Annotated in this window: 19 protein-coding genes; 8 read left to right on the plus strand and 11 right to left on the minus strand. The window is 65.0% G+C overall.

Annotated features, from left to right (window positions below):
* Positions 1-11: 11 nt before the first annotated feature.
* The 3 genes from HV786_RS02265 to HV786_RS02275 form a co-directional block, all read right to left on the minus strand.
* The gene (locus tag HV786_RS02265) at positions 12-434 is read right to left on the minus strand and encodes a YybH family protein (RefSeq protein WP_056321209.1); all 423 of its coding nucleotides are present in this window, start codon (positions 432-434) and stop codon (positions 12-14) included.
* Positions 435-473: 39 nt separating this feature from the next.
* Positions 474-692 carry a zinc-finger domain-containing protein gene (locus HV786_RS02270; RefSeq protein WP_056321210.1) on the minus strand — a complete coding sequence of 73 codons (219 nt, stop codon included), beginning with the start codon at positions 690-692 and terminating at the stop codon, positions 474-476.
* An 89-nt stretch (positions 693-781) separates the two neighbouring features.
* Entirely contained in the window at positions 782-1,702 is a 921-nt protein-coding gene (locus tag HV786_RS02275; protein ID WP_128830066.1) for a branched-chain amino acid transaminase, read from the minus strand.
* A gap of 231 nt (positions 1,703-1,933) precedes the next feature.
* Here HV786_RS02275 and HV786_RS02280 point away from each other — a divergent pair, with 231 nt between their 5' ends.
* The 3 genes from HV786_RS02280 (at position 1,934) to HV786_RS02290 (ending at position 4,771) form a co-directional block, all read left to right on the plus strand.
* Positions 1,934-2,683: an AzlC family ABC transporter permease gene (locus HV786_RS02280; protein WP_056321216.1), complete on the plus strand. Its 750-nt coding sequence runs from the start codon at positions 1,934-1,936 to the stop codon at positions 2,681-2,683.
* On the plus strand, positions 2,680-3,015 hold the full coding sequence (locus tag HV786_RS02285; protein WP_056321218.1) for an AzlD domain-containing protein: 336 nt from the start codon (positions 2,680-2,682) through the stop codon (positions 3,013-3,015). The genes HV786_RS02280 and HV786_RS02285 overlap by 4 nt, the downstream gene beginning before the upstream one ends.
* A 283-nt stretch (positions 3,016-3,298) precedes the next feature.
* The gene (locus HV786_RS02290) at positions 3,299-4,771 is read left to right on the plus strand and encodes a DEAD/DEAH box helicase (RefSeq protein ID WP_175209910.1); all 1,473 of its coding nucleotides are present in this window, start codon (positions 3,299-3,301) and stop codon (positions 4,769-4,771) included.
* A gap of 81 nt (positions 4,772-4,852) precedes the next feature.
* Here HV786_RS02290 and HV786_RS02295 read toward each other — a convergent pair whose 3' ends face one another.
* Complete coding sequence (locus HV786_RS02295; RefSeq protein ID WP_128830067.1) at positions 4,853-5,236, minus strand: thioredoxin family protein; 384 nt, start codon at positions 5,234-5,236, stop codon at positions 4,853-4,855.
* Between the two features lie 63 nt (positions 5,237-5,299).
* On the opposite strand from HV786_RS02295, the gene HV786_RS02300 reads away from it, so the two are divergent.
* From HV786_RS02300 to HV786_RS02310, 3 genes are all read left to right on the plus strand, one after another.
* On the plus strand, positions 5,300-6,109 hold the full coding sequence (locus HV786_RS02300; protein ID WP_056321226.1) for an EI24 domain-containing protein: 810 nt from the start codon (positions 5,300-5,302) through the stop codon (positions 6,107-6,109).
* Positions 6,110-6,140: 31 nt separating this feature from the next.
* Positions 6,141-6,956, plus strand: coding sequence for a competence/damage-inducible protein A (locus tag HV786_RS02305; RefSeq protein ID WP_128830068.1), 816 nt, complete (start codon positions 6,141-6,143; stop codon positions 6,954-6,956).
* A gap of 149 nt (positions 6,957-7,105) precedes the next feature.
* Positions 7,106-7,969: an IclR family transcriptional regulator gene (locus HV786_RS02310; protein WP_128830069.1), complete on the plus strand. Its 864-nt coding sequence runs from the start codon at positions 7,106-7,108 to the stop codon at positions 7,967-7,969.
* Between the two features lie 108 nt (positions 7,970-8,077).
* Here the strand turns inward: HV786_RS02310 and HV786_RS02315 are convergent, their stop codons facing one another.
* A complete protein-coding gene (locus HV786_RS02315) occupies positions 8,078-9,055 on the minus strand; it encodes a tripartite tricarboxylate transporter substrate binding protein BugD (protein WP_062840366.1) in 978 nt (325 codons plus the stop codon).
* Positions 9,056-9,436: 381 nt separating this feature from the next.
* Between HV786_RS02315 and phaP the strand changes: the two genes are divergently transcribed.
* Positions 9,437-10,015: a TIGR01841 family phasin gene (gene phaP / locus HV786_RS02320; protein ID WP_056321236.1), complete on the plus strand. Its 579-nt coding sequence runs from the start codon at positions 9,437-9,439 to the stop codon at positions 10,013-10,015.
* Positions 10,016-10,158: 143 nt separating this feature from the next.
* On the opposite strand, the gene HV786_RS02325 is transcribed toward phaP, so the two are convergent.
* The 5 genes from HV786_RS02325 to HV786_RS02345 all read right to left on the minus strand — a co-directional run bounded on the left by HV786_RS02325 (position 10,159) and on the right by HV786_RS02345 (position 14,378).
* Positions 10,159-11,202 (minus strand): quinone-dependent dihydroorotate dehydrogenase, encoded by a 1,044-nt coding sequence (locus tag HV786_RS02325; protein WP_128830070.1) that lies wholly within the window; start codon positions 11,200-11,202, stop codon positions 10,159-10,161.
* A gap of 64 nt (positions 11,203-11,266) precedes the next feature.
* Positions 11,267-12,004 (minus strand): arginyltransferase, encoded by a 738-nt coding sequence (locus tag HV786_RS02330; protein WP_128830071.1) that lies wholly within the window; start codon positions 12,002-12,004, stop codon positions 11,267-11,269.
* An 82-nt stretch (positions 12,005-12,086) separates the two neighbouring features.
* Positions 12,087-12,857, minus strand: a complete 771-nt coding sequence (gene aat / locus HV786_RS02335) for a leucyl/phenylalanyl-tRNA--protein transferase (protein ID WP_128830072.1) — start codon at positions 12,855-12,857, stop codon at positions 12,087-12,089.
* The gene (locus tag HV786_RS02340; protein WP_056321247.1) at positions 12,854-13,435 is read right to left on the minus strand and encodes an NUDIX hydrolase; all 582 of its coding nucleotides are present in this window, start codon (positions 13,433-13,435) and stop codon (positions 12,854-12,856) included. Before HV786_RS02340 ends, aat begins: the two co-directional genes overlap by 4 nt.
* A gap of 10 nt (positions 13,436-13,445) precedes the next feature.
* Positions 13,446-14,378, minus strand: coding sequence for a LysR family transcriptional regulator (locus HV786_RS02345; RefSeq protein ID WP_056321249.1), 933 nt, complete (start codon positions 14,376-14,378; stop codon positions 13,446-13,448).
* Positions 14,379-14,509: 131 nt separating this feature from the next.
* Here HV786_RS02345 and HV786_RS02350 point away from each other — a divergent pair, with 131 nt between their 5' ends.
* The gene (locus HV786_RS02350; RefSeq protein ID WP_062840371.1) at positions 14,510-14,911 is read left to right on the plus strand and encodes a DoxX family protein; all 402 of its coding nucleotides are present in this window, start codon (positions 14,510-14,512) and stop codon (positions 14,909-14,911) included.
* Positions 14,912-14,921: 10 nt separating this feature from the next.
* Here HV786_RS02350 and HV786_RS02355 read toward each other — a convergent pair whose 3' ends face one another.
* Complete coding sequence (locus HV786_RS02355) at positions 14,922-15,521, minus strand: DUF2946 family protein (protein WP_128830073.1); 600 nt, start codon at positions 15,519-15,521, stop codon at positions 14,922-14,924.
* Positions 15,522-15,523 lie beyond the last annotated feature (2 nt).

The following is a 15,523-nucleotide window of genomic DNA, read 5'->3' on the forward strand; positions in this document are numbered from 1 at the left end:
ATCCACCCGGGTCAATGAAGCATGTCGGGCACGTCGTGCAGGTCGAGCACCCCGGCTTCCGAGGGCGCCTGCGAGGCATGGTGCATGACCATGCGCCAGCCGGTGGGGCCCTTGTGGTAGATGTTGGTGGCGTAGCAGTTGGCGAACTGCGTGCCCTCACGCGTGCGCACCGCCACCTGTTCGACCAGGACGTGCACCGCGCACATCATGCTGAGCATGACGAGCGGGCGCAGCGGACGCACATGCAGCGGACCGTTGGACAGCACCTGTTGCCAGGACTCGTGCACCGCGGAATGACCGACGACGCGCAGGCCCCCCGGATGGATGCATACGACTTCCTCGTCGTCGGCCCAGACCTGCATCAGGCGGACGGCGTCCGCCTGCTCAAGGGCTTCGTAGAACGCGTGTTCTGCTTCTTCGGGCGTGGCGAACATGGCTGCTGAAACGGTTAAGCGTGTTGTGGGGCGGCGAGGTCAGTGGTGGCCGTGCAGCACCGTGCCCGCCTTCAGGCGGTACTCGGCGCCACAGTAGGCGCAGCTTGCGGAACCCGTGCGGGCCACATCCAGGAAGACGCGGGGGTGCATGCTCCAGAGCGGGGCCTTGGGGCCGGGACAGAACACGGGCAGGTCTTCAGCGCCGACCTCGATGACTTCGTGAGCGCGGGAGACGGCGGCCGGGGCAGCAGCGGTCATGAATATTCCTGAAAAAAGAACCGATGAACGGCAGGTTGAAACAATGATGCGGTCTTGCTGGGCAAAAGCGCGCCAATCAGAATTGAAAATCAGACTTTACTTAGCCAGTGATGGTACTTCGGGTTGCGGCCATTCACCACGTCAAAAAACGCGTTCTGCAATTGTTCGGTGACGGGACCGCGCCGGCCCGAGCCGATTCGGCGGTTGTCGACTTCGCGGATGGGCGTGACTTCGGCGGCCGTGCCGGTGAAGAAGGCCTCGTCCGCGATGTACACGTCGTCGCGCGTCAGGCGCTTGGTCAACACGCGCAGGCCCAGGTCGGCCGCCAGGGCGTGGATGGTCGAACGCGTGATGCCCGTCAGCGCCGAGGCGATCTCGGGCTCGCAGAGCACTCCGTCCTTGACGATGAACAGGTTCTCGCCGGAGCCTTCGGCGACAAAGCCGTCGGTGTCCAGCAGCAAGGCCTCGTCGTAGCCGTCCTGCAGGGCTTCGGTGTTGGCCAGGATGGAATTGGCGTACGTGGTGGCGACCTTGGCGCGCGGCATGGTGACATTCACATGCTGGCGTGCAAACGACGACACCTTCACGCGGATACCGTTGGACAGCGCCTCTTCGCCCAGATAGGCGCCCCACGGCCAGGCTGCGATGGCCACGTGCACCCGCGCGCCCTTGGGCGACACGCCCATCTTTTCGGGACCGTAGAACACGATGGGACGCAGGTAGCCGGATTCCAGCTGGTTTTCTCGCACGACCATCCGTTGGGCTTCGTTGATCGTGTCGCGATCGAACGGCATGGGTATCTGGTAGATGTGCGCCGAATTGAAGAGCCGGTTGGTGTGGTCTTCGAGGCGGAAGATGGCGGTGCCGAGCGTGGAGCGATAGGCGCGCACGCCTTCGAACACGGACAGCCCATAGTGCAGCGAATGCGTCAGGACATGCGTGGTCGCGTCTCGCCATGGAACGAGCTTGCCGTCATACCAGATGAAACCGTCGCGGTCAGCCATCGACATGGTCTTCTCCACACAGTGCGCGCCAGACCTGCCGCCGCGCGCCAGGCCCCAAGGGGTCAAGAATCTTGAGGGCGTTATTGTATCAAGCAGCGAGGTTACAATACGCGCCTATTCGCGCACCGGTCTGGGGCCAACGCCCCTGCAGCATGATGCCGGCGGGCGAACGGGCCGTCGCGTGTTCATTCCATAGAGTTTCCATGTCGTCCTGTCTGCATCGCCAGGGGCCAGCCGTTGTCCTCTGAATCCGCGCTTCCTGAATCCGAAGACCCAGGCCTGGTTCGCCAGGAACGCCTGACCGCCTTTCGCGCCGGCGTCCACGCCATCGTGCCCGCCCTCATCGCCACCGCGACCTGGGGCCTGGTGACCGGCGTGGCCATGGTCAAGTCCGGATTGACCGAATCCATGGCGCTCGCCATGACGCTGCTGCTGTACGCCGGCTCGGCCCAGCTCACCTCGTTGCCCCTGATCGCGGCGGGCGCGCCGCTGTGGCTGATTTTTGCCGCCGGCTGCGTCGTGAATCTGCGGTTCATCATCTTCGGCGCGGCGTTGCAGCCGTACTTCCGCCATCTGTCCTGGCCCAAGCGCCTGGGACTCGGCTATTTCACAACCGACATGGGCTTCGTGCTCTTCATGCCGCGCTTTGGCGACTCGGTCGAGCGCGGCACGCGTGAGCAGCTCTGGTTCTTCCTGGGCTCCATCGTGCCGGGCTGGCTGGTCTGGCAGTCCTCGTCGATCATCGGGATTTATCTGGGCGCCCAGGTGCCGACCAATTGGTCCCTGGATTTCGCCGCCGTGCTGGCGTTGCTGGCCATCACGGTACCGCTGGCCAGCTCCAAGCCCATGCTGGTGTCCATGCTGGCGGCCGGCGTCGTCGCCTGGGTGGGGCAAGCCATGCCTTTGCGCCTCGGACTGGCCGCGGCGGTCATCTCCGGCGTCATCGCCGGCATGTGGGCCGAACGCTTCTTCAAGGCGCGTGCATGACGAATTGGTCCTGGGAACTCTACGTCTATTCCGCCATTCTGCTGCTCGCGCTGTGCAGCGTCCTGACGCGGGCCGGCTTCATGCTGTTTGGCGACTACATTCCGTTGTCCGACAATGTTCGGCGCGCCTTGCGCTATGCGCCCGCCGCCGCGCTCACCGCCATCGTGGTTCCGGATCTGCTGCCCTGGAAAGCCGGACTCGGCCCCGTGTTCGATTACAAACTGGTCGCCGGTCTGGTCGCCATTCTGGTCTTTCTGCGCACGCGCAGTGCCGTATTGGTCATCGTGGTTGGCATGCTGGTGCTCTGGGGTTTGCGCTGGCTGGCCGGCTGACTGCCACGACTTCCCCGCCGATATGTCCACCTGATGGACGCTCGCAGTGCCTTTTTCACCTCGGCGGACGCTTCGAACGCGCGGCCAACCGGCTCTTGAAGGGACGGTTTGACCGTGTGGTAAGGCGGCTGCGCTAAAATTCATCAATCCACAGCAATCCGGGCCTGGTACTGCCCACATAAGTATCGACTCCAGCATGGTTGCCCCGATGCTTATGTAGTGCAGTGCATGCAGCACTCTCGTTTTGTTCTTTTTCACTGGTCCCGGTACTTGCCTAACCCTGATGACTGAATCCACTCAAACCGTAGCACCCACCGCTGACGCGCCCGCGCCGACGTTCGACGATTTCGGGTTGCACCCCCTGTTGTTGCAGTCCATCGCCGAAACCGGCTACACCACCCCGACGCCCATCCAGGCGCAAGCCATTCCCGTGGTGGTGTCGGGCCGCGACGTCATGGGCGCCGCCCAGACCGGCACCGGCAAGACGGCGGCGTTCACGGTCCCGATCCTGCATCGCCTCATGCCGCTGGCCAACACCAGCGCCTCGCCCGCCCGGCATCCGGTGCGCGCGCTGATCCTGGCCCCTACGCGCGAACTCGCGGACCAGGTCTTCGAGAGCGTCAAGCGCTACAGCAAGAAGACGCCGCTGCGCTCGGCCGTGGTGTTCGGCGGCGTGGATATCGGTCCGCAAAAAGAAGCGCTGCGCCGCGGCTGCGAAGTGCTGGTCGCCACGCCGGGCCGTCTGCTCGATCACGTTGAACAGAAGAACGTGAACCTCAGCCAGGTCGGCATCCTGGTGCTGGACGAAGCGGACCGCATGCTCGACATGGGCTTCCTGCCCGATCTGGAACGCATCATCCGCCTGCTGCCCGCGCAGCGTCAGGGCCTCCTGTTCTCGGCCACGTTCAGCAACGAAATCCGCAAGCTCGGCCGGTCGTACCTGAACCACCCCGTCGAAATCGAAGTGGCGGCGCGCAATGCCACCGCCACGACCATCACGCAGATCGCCTACAAGATGACCAGCGACGCCAAGCGCGCCGCCGTCGTGCATCTGGTGAAGTCGCGCGGCCTCAATCAGGTCATCGTCTTCTCGAACACCAAGATCGGCACCGCACGTCTGGCGCGCGACCTGGAACGTGATGGCGTCAAGGCCGAATCGATCCACGGCGACAAGACCCAGGCCGACCGCATGAAGGCCCTCGAGGCCTTCAAGGCCGGTGAACTCGAAGTGCTGGTCGCCACCGACGTGGCCGCGCGCGGCCTGGACGTGGCGGGCGTGCCCTGCGTCATCAACTACGACCTGCCGTACAACGCCGAAGACTACGTGCACCGCATCGGCCGTACCGGCCGCGCGGGCGCATCGGGCGAAGCCATTGCGCTATTTACCGCCGACGAAGAGCGTTTCTTGCTCGACATCGAAAAGCTCATCAAGCGCGAAGTGCCGCGCGGCACGCTCGACGTGCCGGCCGACCTGATCGCGCGCAGCCATCGCCGCAGCGACAGCAGCTCACATTCGCGCGAAGGGCGCGATGGCGGCCGCGAAAGCCGCGGCGACCGGGGCCGTTCTTCCGAGCGCCGTTCCAGCCATCATTCCGGCGGCTCGCGCCAGCCCGTGGATGACTTCTTCTTCAAGCCCTACGAGCCCTCGGCGCCCGTCTCGCCGGCCGAAGAACAGGAATCGCGCAGCAACGCCGCGCCGTCGTCCGCGCCCAAGCGCCAACTGGCCGTTCTGCTTGGCGGCAGCCGCAAGCCCTGATCGCAATAATCGGGTTCCGGCCCATGAAAAAACCCGCAAGGCCAGCCGGCGTTGCGGGTTTTTTGTTGGGCGCGACGCGCGTCAGGCGGCCAGCATCCGGGGCAGATCGGGCAGGGCGGTGTTCACAGCCGCGCTCTCTGCGTTCAGGCTTGCCAGAAGACGCTCCAGATGGCCGATGTGCGGCAGCATGGGGCCGTAGAACACGACGCGATCGCCGATCTGCACCATGAGCGTCGGGAAGTTCTCGACGTCCACGTCGCCCAGCAGTTCGGCGTGGTCCTCGATGTCGATCCACGCAAAGACATGCTGCGGCAATGCGTCGGCCAAGGCTTGCAGCTTGGGCTTGTATTCTTCGCAGGTGTCGCACCAGGCGGCGCAGAAGCAGGCGATGAGCCAGGCGCCGGGCGTGGCAACCAGCCGCGCGCGCAGCGGCGCAAGATCGGTACCGGGGGTGAGCAGTGACATGTGAGCGGATCGGAGCGGGTTTGACTATGATACCCGGGTTGTTCACCCCTCACTTCGACTGCCATGACCGCTCTGCGTACTGATCCTCCCACCCCCGGGAACGGCCGCCTGTCCGGCGCCGGCGCGGGCGCGGTAAGCGTGGGCCAGGCTTTCAAGCGCGCGCTCGTGTCGCAGTGCCACCCAACCATGCTGTTCGCGGTGTTGCTGCCCTTTCTGATCGCGCTGGTTGGCGCGATCCTGCTGCTCTGGTTTTTCTGGACGCCCCTGACCGACTGGCTGCGCGCCGAGGTCTCGCACTGGGATGTCGTCAATCGCGTTGACGAATGGCTGGTCGCGGTGGGCCTGTTCTCGCTCAAGATCTGGCTGATTCCCGTCATCGCCGCAGCCATCCTGCTGCCGGTGTCCGGCATCCTGGGGTTGGCCATCGCTGCCGTGTTCGTCATGCCGCTGGTGCTGCGCCACGTCGGCCAGCGTGAATATTCCACTGTCGCCCGCCGCGGCAAGTATTCGACGGCGGTCAGCGTGTGGAACGCGGTGTGGGTGTCCGCCGCCTTTGCTGCCGGCTGGGTGTTGACGCTGCCCCTCTGGCTGGTGCCGCCCATGGCCGTGGTGCTGTCGATCTTCTGGTGGGCCTTCGCGTTCTCGCGCATGATGCGCGTGGACGCCATCGTCGAACACGCCAGCCCGGAGGAACGCAAGCTGATCCTGGAACGGAACAACGGCGGCTTCTGGAGCATCGGCCTGATTTGCTCGCTCTTGAACCTGCTGCCGCCCGCGTGGATTATCCTGCCGGTGTTTTCCGCCCTGGTCTATGCGCATTACGGCCTGGAAGCTCTGAAGCGCCTGCGGCAGGACCGCGTCATCGACGTCTGACCGGCGTCATTTCTCACCTTTGGAATTGGACATGGCTGCAGAATCCACCGCCCGCCGTATCGGTCTCATCATCGTCGGCGATGAAATCCTGTCGGGACGACGTCAGGACAAGCATTTTTCCAAGATCGTCGAGATGCTGGGCGCGCGCGGCATGCACCTGAGCTGGGCCGAATTCCTGCCTGACGAGCGCGACCGCCTGGTGGACGCCTACAAGCGCAGCTTTGCCAGCGGCGATGTCGTGTTTTCGTGCGGCGGCATCGGCGGCACGCCGGACGACCATACCCGCCAGGCCGCGGCCGCCGCGCTGGGCCTGCCGCTGGCGCTGCACCCGGAAGCCGAAGCCGCCATCGCGCTGCGCACCCGGGAAATGGCCGAGAAAGGCCAAGGCACCGCCGACATGAGCGCGCCCGAAAATCAGCAGCGCCTGCAGATGGGCATGTTCCCCGAGGGCTGCGAGATCGTTCCCAACCCTTACAACCGGATCCCCGGCTTTTTCATCAAGGACCACACCTTCGTGCCGGGCTTTCCCGTCATGGCGTGGCCGATGCTGGAATGGACCCTGGACACGCGCTATCGTGCGCTGCAGCATGTGCGCGTTCACGCCGAACACTCGTTCCTGGTTTTCAGCATGCCTGAATCACGCATCACGCCGTCCATGGTCAGCGTGGAATCCCGTTGGCCGGGCGTGCGCGCGTTCAGCCTGCCCAGCGTCGGCGAGGCGGGCGGAATGCCCCACATCGAACTCGGCGTGAAGGGCGATCCCGAGGCAGCGGCCGAGGCACTGGAGTTTTTGCGGGCGGAAGTGCTGCGCCTGGGCGGTAAGCTGGCGCCGCCGGCGGCCGCCTGACCGGGGTGCCGGCGGGACACCGCCGGTTGCACTGCCCGATCAAATTCTGATTGCAAAACCGGCTCGTAAATTTCACAATACGGGAAAGAACCGCTTGCTGCAGTGCCGCAACGCACCCCCGTGCGCGGCGGCGCCAGCCCAAATCTTCCATGGCCCGTCTTCCAACGCCCCGCAATCCCCTGGACGCCGAAACAGAAGGCGCGTCCCCCCATCCGATCGCCATCCAGGTCATCGAACGCGCCATGCGGCTGCTCGACGCCCTGGCCGCGCAGCCCGATCCGGTCACGCTCAAAGAGCTGTCGGCGACCACGGGCCTGCACGCGTCCACCGCGCACCGCATCCTGAATGACCTCGTGGTGGGCCGCTACGTCGAGCGGGTCGACAACGGCCTGTACCAGCTCGGCATGCGCCTCCTGGAGCTGGGCTCGTTGGTGAAGGGACGCCTGAACGTGCGCGAGGCCGCCATTCCCGCCATGCGGTCGCTTCACAAGCTGACGGGGCAGACCATCAATCTTTCCGTCCAGCAGGGCGACGAGATCGTCTATATCGACCGTGCCTGGAGCGAACGGTCCGGCATGCAGGTGGTGCGGGCCATCGGCGGCCGCGCGCCGCTGCACCTGACGTCCACCGGCAAGCTGTTCCTGTCCACGGGCGACACGCGCCAGGTGCGGGCCTATGCGCTGCGCACGGGGCTTGCCGGCCACACGCGCAACAGCCTGACCGATCTGGACAAGCTCGAACGCGAACTCGCCCTGGTGCGCCGCCATGGCTATGCGCGCGACAACGAAGAACTCGAACTCGGGGTGCGCTGCATCGCCGCGGGCATCTTCGATGACACCGGCAAACTGGTGGCGGGGCTGTCCATTTCCGCGCCGGCCGAACGCTTGCAGGACGACTGGATCAAGGCGCTGGTCGATACGGCTGCCAGCATTTCCGAGGCCTTGGGCTACGAGCCCTCGGTTTCCACCGGCTTCAACGGCCTGGGCATGGCGGCCGAAGCAATGCGCCCGTAGCGTTGTAGTGCCTGGCCTGAAAAACAAAAGCCCCCGCGAGGGGGCTTTTGTTTTTCAGGCGTTGCCGCCCAAGGCCGCCACGGACGTGGACGACCCCTTGGGCTGCGCTTATTGCTTTTCGATGCCGGCCTTCTTGAACAGCTCGGCCCATTGCGGGACTTGCTGCTTGACCTTGGCGGTCAGGGCGTCGGGGTTGGCTTCCGAAGTCAGCACGGTGGCGCCGAGCTGCTTCATGCGCTCCTGGAACTTGGGATCGGCCAGGCCTGCCTGCAGGCTCTTGACCAGCTTGTCCACGACGGGCTTGGGCGTGCCCTTCGGCACCCACATGCCATGCCAGATGCCCACTTCGAAGCCCTTGTAGCCGGATTCGTCCATGGTCGGCAGCTTGGGCAGGGTGGGAACGCGCTTCAGGCTGGTCACGGCGTAGGCCTTCACCTTGCCGCCCTCGATCTGTTGCGTCGTGTTGGTGGTCTGGTCGCACATCAGGTCGACCTGCTTGCCCAGCAGGTCGTTCATGGCGGGCGCGGTGCCCTTGTACGGGATCGTCAGCAGTTGAACGCCAAGCGCTTCCACCAGCATGGTGCCGCACAGGTGGCTGGCGGCGCCGATGCCCGCGTTGGCCAGCGACACCTTGTCCTTGTTCTTTTTGACGTAGTCCGCCAGCTCGGCGATGTTGTTGGGCGGGAAGTCCGAGCGCGCGACGATCGTCATCGGCACGTCGACCACCAGGCCGATAGGCTCGAAGCTGGTGAAGGGGTCGTACCCCGGATTCTTGTAGAGCGAAGGCGCGGTCGAGAAGCCGGCGTGCATCAACAGGATGGAATAGCCGTCCGGCTGCGCGCGGGCGACCTGGGTGGTGCCGATGGTGCCGCCGGCGCCGCCCTTGTTTTCGACCACGACCGTCTGGCCCAGGCTGGTGCGCATGGCTTCCGCGAGAGAGCGGGCGACGTTGTCGGTCGGGCCGCCTGCAGCGAACGGCACCACCATGTTGATGGGGCGTTCCGGGTATTCCGCGTGCGCGGCGCCGGCCGCGAACAGGGCACCGGCCGCGAGCAGGGCCGAAAGCGTGCGGGGGATCAGGGTCATGAGGTCTCCGATTGCAGGGTTTTGCTTGCTGCGATTTAGTTATCAACCGCTGACATGTATTTGGTATTTGTCTGTCATCAGCGTGAAAGCAGTGTAGAAAAGAATTGATACCGCGTCATGTCCGGTATTTCCCGAGTTCTGGGAAATCATTGAGCGCAATCAAGCCGGGCAGAGCGCCGCACCGATAAAGTGCAAACACTTGTTGCGCCGCACAAAAAGCGCTTGACAAGTTTTTTACCGAGTCTAGAATGGCAATTGTGCAGTGCATCAAACGGGCCGGCGGTAGCTTGTAGTACCAGTTTCCGCGCACGTTTCTTATTTCGTCGCAGACAACCATCCTTATTGCCGGACAGCCTCCGGCTACCCTTAGAGGAGCATTCTATGAGCGCAATCCCGCAACAAGTCCTGGACCGCCAGAAGGCCAGCATCAACACCATCGTGGCTGCCCAGTCCGCCGTTTTCGCCGGCTTTGAAAAGCTGGTCGAACTGAACCTGAAGGTCGTGAAGGCCACGCTGGACGAAGTCGCCCAGAAGTCGCAGCAAGCTTCCGAAGTGAAGGATCCGCAGGAAGCCGCCGCGTTTGCCACCGGCCTGCTGCAACCGGGCGCCGAAAAGGCCCTGGCCTACACCAAGCACGTGTATGACATCGTTGCCGGCGTGCAAGGCAGCCTGGTCAAGCTGACCGAAGAACAGATCGCCGAAAGCCAGCAGCAGCTGAGCGAAGCCGTCGACCAGTTCTCCAAGAACGCGCCGACCGGTTCCGAAAGCGCCGTTGCCCTGATCAAGTCCTCGCTGGCCACCGCGACCAGCGCCTACGATTCGATGACCAAGGCCGCCAAGCAGGCCGCCGAAGTCGCCGAGTCGAACCTGAATGCCGCCGCCAACGCGACCTTCAAGGCTGCCACGGACGCTGCCGATGCCGCCACCAAGGTCGCCAGCCGCAGCCGCCGCAGCGCTTAAGTATTTGGCGCACGGTGCTGCGCGAATCGCAGTAATGTAGTACTGTTGAGTGACAGAGCAGAGCTGGAATTAGGGCCACCCACAGGGTGGCCCCTTTTTTTGCCTGCGTTTTGTGAGGCCGGTTTGTCGGGCAGGTTCCGCGGTCAGCGGCGCGCCACGGCGCGCACGCATTCGCCGACCAGCCCCGGGCCGCGGTAGATCAGGCCCGTGTAGAGCTGCACCGCATCGGCGCCGGCGTCCATCTTTTCGCGGGCTTGCCGGCCAGACAGCACGCCGCCCACGCCGATGATGGCAAGGCTATTGCCCAGCCGCTCCTTCAGGCGGCGGATCACCGCCAGCGACAATTCATGCACGGGCGCGCCGGACAGGCCGCCTGCCTCTTGCGCGTGGGCCTGGCCTTGCACCGCGTCGCGCGACAGCGTGGTGTTGGTGGCAATGACGCCATCGATGCCGTGGCGCGGCAGGATCTCGGCGATGGCGTCGATCTGCTCCTGCGTCAGGTCCGGCGCAATTTTCACGGCCATCGGCACACGACGCTGGTGCCGGTCCTCCAACGCGCGGCGCTTGTCGGCCAACTGCCCGAGCAAGGCAGAGAGCTCGTCGCCGCTTTGCAGGGCGCGCAGGTTCTTGGTATTGGGCGACGAGATGTTCACGGTGACGTAGTCGGCATGGGGGTACACCCCGTCCAGTCCGATCAGGTAGTCGTCCGCCGCGCGTTCGATGGGGGTATCCGCGTTCTTGCCGATGTTCAGGCCCAGGATCCCGCCCTGCTTGCGCCACGAGCTGCGTTGCACGTTGGCCAGGAACGCTTCCAGTCCCTGGTTGTTGAAGCCCAGCCGGTTGATCAGCGCATTGGCGCGCGGCAGGCGGAACATGCGGGGCTTGGGGTTGCCGGGCTGCGCGCGCGGCGTGACCGTGCCGACCTCGATGAAGCCGAAGCCCAGGTTGCCCAGCGCGTCGATATAGGCGCCGTTCTTGTCCAGGCCGGCGGCCAGCCCGATCGGGTTGGCCAGCTGCATCCCCATCAGCGTGCAGGGCGCCTTGGGCTGCGCGTGCATGAGCTTGCGCGTGGCGCCGCACTCATAGGCGCGCTGCAGGCCCGACAAGGTGACTTCGTGGGCGGTTTCCGCGTCCATGGCGAACAGCGCCGGGCGGGCCAGGGGGTAGGCGTGAAAGAGGATAGACATGGGGCGGAATTGTAGAGCGATTTTATGTGTCCCCGCCGCTCATGGACCCAACCGGAAGGTCTATTCAGACGGGCGGCCGCTCGGGCGTGTCGCGCCATTGCCCATCGACCAGGAACTGCGCCGGACGGAAGGCCGATTTATAGGACATTTTCCGGCTGTCCGCGATCCAGTACCCCAGATAGAGCCAGGGCAGGTTCAGCGCGCGGCACTGTTCGACCTGCCAGAGGATGCTGTAGGTGCCCAGGCCGTCGGCAATGTCCGGGTCATAGAACGTGTAGACCGAGGACAGGCCGTCGTCCAGCACGTCGATGATGGACACCATCACCAGCACCCCTTCGGCGCTCCGGAACTCGACCAGCCGGGTGTTGACGCGGCTGGTGAGCAGGAACTGCGCGTACTGGGTGCGGCTGTCTTCGTCCATGCCGCCGCCCGGGTGCCGGCCCTGCTGGTACCGCGTATAGAGCCGGTAGTGCTCGGGCGACCATGCAAGTTCGGCCACGAACGACTGCAGATGCTGATGATTGCGCCACGCGCGGCGCTGGCTGCGATTGGGGGCGAAGGCGGCCGCGTCCACGCGCACGGGGACACAGGCCTGGCAGTTGTCGCAATGGGGACGATAGGTAAAGAGTCCGCTGCGGCGAAAGCCCTGTTCCACCAGTTGCGAATACGTGCCCGCGTTGATCAGATGACCGGGCGCGGCAACCTGCGACCGGGCCTGGCGACCCGGCAGATAACTGCACGGGTAGGGAGCGGTTGCATAGAACTGCAGCGTGGAGAAGGGAAGTTCTTTCAGCTGGCTCATGGGAGCTGGCTCATTGGCGCTGTCGCATGGTATATCCCTTGACGGCGGCGGGCCCGGGACAGGAATCGCTCCATATTAACGCTTAACTCGGGCGGCAATCCGTCCCCTCGGGTGTGTCCGGATGCAGCGTTCCCTGCGTATCCAGCCTGCCGCGGGACCACGCGATGCCGGGTTGCATCGTGGCCTGGCGGACATGCCGCAGAAAGCGTTCGCGCGGCAGGGGGCGTGCGCCCATGCTGGCCAGGTGGCGCGTCTGCTGCTGGCAGTCGATCCACTCGACGCCCTGCGCCTCCAGGTAGCGAACCAGATGCGCCAGCGCGATCTTGGAGGCGTTCGGGACACGGGTGAACATGGATTCGCCAAAGAACATGCGACCCAGGCTGATGCCGTACAGTCCGCCCGCCAACTCGCCGTCGATCCAGGTTTCGATACTGTGCACGACCCCGGCCTCATGCCATTGCCGGTAAGCCTCTTGCATGGCCGCCGTGATCCAGGTGCCCGGCTGTCCGTCGCGCGGCGCGGCGCAGGCCGCCATGACCTGCGCAAACACGGTGTCGACCCGCACCTGCACCCTCGGCACCGGGTCTTGCTCGCGCGCGGCGATCTGCCGCAGCAGCTTGCGCAGCGAGTGCGACGGCGCGAAATCCTTCACGCGCAGCACCATCCGCGGATCCGGGCTCCACCACAGGACGGGTTCGCCTTCCGAGTACCACGGAAAGATGCCGTTGGAATACGCCTGGGTAAGCCGTTCCGGGGACAGATCCGCGCCTGCGGCCAGCAGGCCATCCGGATCCGTCAGCGCGAATTCCGCAGGGGGAAACGGGGTGTCGGCGGCCAGCCAGGGCAGTTTCAACGGTGAGATTCGAGGGTGTAGTGATGAGGACCGAACGTGCCGCGTTTGCGGTCCTCGAAAAACAGGCGCAGGGTGCTTGCCACGGTGCGAAACGCCAAATCGTCCCAGGGGATCTCGGCTTCGTCGTACCATCGGGCTTCAAGGCTCTCCGGGCCGGGGTCCAGTTCGGGACCCACCGCCTGCGCCAGATAGAACACGTGCACCTGCTCGATCTGCGGCACGTCGATGATGGTGTAGATGTCGCCCAGCTGGATCTTGGCGCCGGATTCTTCCAGCGTTTCGCGCGCGGCGCCCTGCGCGGTGCTCTCGCCCAGCTCCATGAAGCCGGCGGGCAGCGTCCACGTGTTGTAGCGCGGCTCGATCGCGCGCAGGCAGAGCAGCACGCGGTTTTCCCAGACGGGCACGGTGCCGACCACCAGCCGAGGATTCTGGTAATGGATCGCCCCGCAGTGATCGCAGATGTCGCGCTCGCGGTTGTCGCCTTCCGGCACGCGGCGGTTTACCGGCGTGCCGCATTGGCTGCAAAAGAGGGAACGGCGCGGGGCGGGAAAGTATACGAGGGGCGATTTGGCGGTCATGGGTACGATTCTAACGGCTGCGGCGGGTCGTGGCGCGCCGTCCCGGCGGCGTGGGCGCGGGGCTGCCGAAACGGGCTTCCAGGTGTTCCACGAACGACCGCACCTTGGGCGACAGGAAGCGGCGGTGCGGGTAGACGGCGACCATGGAGATTGGGGTGTGCGCGTAGCCGGTCAGCAAGGCGGTAAGGCGGCCGGCGCGAATGTCGTCGCCCACCAGGAATTCCGGTTGCAGGATGATCCCGTGGCCGGCCAGCGCGGCGGTGCGCAGCACGTCGCCATTATTGGCCCGCAGCGCCGCATTCACGCGCACCAGGTGCGTCACGCCATCCTTTTCGAAATGCCATTCGTTGCCTGTGCTTGCGTAGGCGTAGTGCAGGCAGCGATGCTGCTTCAGGTCTTCAGGCACGGCAGGGGCGCCGTGGCGTTGCAGGTACGAGGGCGCCGCGCACACCAGCAGTTGCTGCGGGGCCAGCGGCCGGGCCACCAGCGATGAATCCACCAGCGGGCCGATGCGCACCGCGACGTCGTAGCCGTCCTCGACCAGATCCACCACGCGATCGTTCAGGTCCAGGTCGATCACCACATCCGGATAGCGCTGCAGATACTCGGCAATCGCCGGTCCCAGATGCAGGATGCCGAAGGATACGGGGGCGCTGACCCGCAACCGCCCGCTGGGCCGCTGGCCTTCCGCCTGCAGCGACAGTTCCAGGTCGGCGACCTCGGCCAGGATGGGCCGCACCCGCTCGTAGAAGGCGCGCCCGGCATCGGTCATGCTCAGCTTGCGGGTGGTGCGGTTGAGCAGGCGGACCCCATACTTCTGCTCCAGATAGGCAATCTGCCGCGTGACCACGGAGCGCGCCTGGCCCATTTTGTCGGCGGCCGCCGCGAATGAACCTAGTTCAACGACCTTGGCGTAGGTCTGCATGGCGGTGTGGGTGTCCAAGATTGTTTCCTATCGAGGAACAATAATTTGCAATTCTGCATGTTTATCTTTGTTTTTGGAATCGCAAGAATACGGCTTCATGAAGGTTCGCCCCGTTTTGAGCGATCCGTTTCTGCACAAGGATGACTGCAATGATTGATTCCCGTACCGCGCCGTATGCGGCACTGCTCCTGCGCGTGGCGCTGGGCGTGATGTTCCTGGCCCACGGCCTGACCAAGCTGCTGGTCTTCACTCTGCCCGGCACGGCGCAGTTTTTCACGAAGATCGGCTTTGCCGGCTGGCTGGCCTATCCCGTGACGTTCTTTGAGGTGGCGGGCGGCATTCTGCTGATCCTGGGCGTGGTGCCGCGCTGGGTGGCTGCCATTGCCGTTGTGCAGCTCTTCGCTGCGTCGACGGTCCACTTTGGCAACGGCTGGGGATTCGGCAACCCGGGCGGCGGCTGGGAATATCCCATCTTCCTGACCGTCGCAGCTGCCGTGCTGGCGCTGCTGGGCGACGGCAAGTTCGCTCTGGTCAAGAGCGGCCGGCGCTGAACGCGCCTTTTCAGCCCGCGCCGGCGTGCGGCGCGGGGTCGAATGCCAGGCGATCGGCAATGTCCCCCTGCGCAATCGAATGCAGCGGCGCGTCCACATAAACGTCTGGCCACGCCACGCTGATCGACTGGCCGGGCGTCAAGCCCGCCAGCGCGTCCATCAGGGGCGCGCCCGCAGCCGTCTGCATGGTTTCGAGCAGCGGCTGCAGATCGCGGTCCAGCACGATGCCGGCGCCCAGGGGCGTCGATGCGAAGAGCCGGCCTTCGTCATCCAGCCACCACCCGCTGACTGCGCCGACGGCCGCATCGGTATGCGTGATGAGGCCGCGATTGTCATCGGCCAGGCGCAACACATAAGGCGCCGCGTCCAACCGCACAAACACGCGTTGCGGCCCGTTCTGGAAAAACCAGCGGCCCACATCGTCATGGTCGTAATTGCGGCCGATGAATTCCAGGATCTGCGTGTTGGAGATCGGCTCGCCCGGCCCGCCTTCATTGGCCTGACCTTGCGGATGAAGGCGCCAGCGCCCGCGCACATCGAGCGACAGCCAGCCGTAGACCGCCGGCACATTCGGCCAGCGGGCGAGGGCGTCTTTCACCGATTGATCCATGG

The sequence above is a fragment of the Achromobacter mucicolens genome, assembly GCF_902859725.1.
Classification (GTDB): domain Bacteria; phylum Pseudomonadota; class Gammaproteobacteria; order Burkholderiales; family Burkholderiaceae_B; genus Achromobacter; species Achromobacter mucicolens.

What these genes read in the sequence shown, in the direction of transcription:
- HV786_RS02265 (WP_056321209.1), bottom strand. Translation starts at nt 434, where the DNA reads ATGTTCGCCACGCCCGAAGAAGCAGAACACGCGTTCTACGAAGCCCTT.
- HV786_RS02270 (WP_056321210.1), bottom strand. Translation starts at nt 692, where the DNA reads ATGACCGCTGCTGCCCCGGCCGCCGTCTCCCGCGCTCACGAAGTCATC.
- HV786_RS02275 (WP_128830066.1), bottom strand. Translation starts at nt 1,702, where the DNA reads ATGTCGATGGCTGACCGCGACGGTTTCATCTGGTATGACGGCAAGCTC.
- HV786_RS02285 (WP_056321218.1), top strand. Translation starts at nt 2,680, where the DNA reads ATGACGAATTGGTCCTGGGAACTCTACGTCTATTCCGCCATTCTGCTG.
- HV786_RS02290 (WP_175209910.1), top strand. Translation starts at nt 3,299, where the DNA reads ATGACTGAATCCACTCAAACCGTAGCACCCACCGCTGACGCGCCCGCG.
- HV786_RS02295 (WP_128830067.1), bottom strand. Translation starts at nt 5,236, where the DNA reads ATGTCACTGCTCACCCCCGGTACCGATCTTGCGCCGCTGCGCGCGCGG.
- HV786_RS02300 (WP_056321226.1), top strand. Translation starts at nt 5,300, where the DNA reads ATGACCGCTCTGCGTACTGATCCTCCCACCCCCGGGAACGGCCGCCTG.
- HV786_RS02305 (WP_128830068.1), top strand. Translation starts at nt 6,141, where the DNA reads ATGGCTGCAGAATCCACCGCCCGCCGTATCGGTCTCATCATCGTCGGC.
- HV786_RS02310 (WP_128830069.1), top strand. Translation starts at nt 7,106, where the DNA reads ATGGCCCGTCTTCCAACGCCCCGCAATCCCCTGGACGCCGAAACAGAA.
- HV786_RS02315 (WP_062840366.1), bottom strand. Translation starts at nt 9,055, where the DNA reads ATGACCCTGATCCCCCGCACGCTTTCGGCCCTGCTCGCGGCCGGTGCC.
- phaP (WP_056321236.1), top strand. Translation starts at nt 9,437, where the DNA reads ATGAGCGCAATCCCGCAACAAGTCCTGGACCGCCAGAAGGCCAGCATC.
- HV786_RS02325 (WP_128830070.1), bottom strand. Translation starts at nt 11,202, where the DNA reads ATGTCTATCCTCTTTCACGCCTACCCCCTGGCCCGCCCGGCGCTGTTC.
- HV786_RS02330 (WP_128830071.1), bottom strand. Translation starts at nt 12,004, where the DNA reads ATGAGCCAGCTGAAAGAACTTCCCTTCTCCACGCTGCAGTTCTATGCA.
- HV786_RS02340 (WP_056321247.1), bottom strand. Translation starts at nt 13,435, where the DNA reads ATGACCGCCAAATCGCCCCTCGTATACTTTCCCGCCCCGCGCCGTTCC.
- HV786_RS02350 (WP_062840371.1), top strand. Translation starts at nt 14,510, where the DNA reads ATGATTGATTCCCGTACCGCGCCGTATGCGGCACTGCTCCTGCGCGTG.
- HV786_RS02355 (WP_128830073.1), bottom strand. Translation starts at nt 15,521, where the DNA reads ATGGATCAATCGGTGAAAGACGCCCTCGCCCGCTGGCCGAATGTGCCG.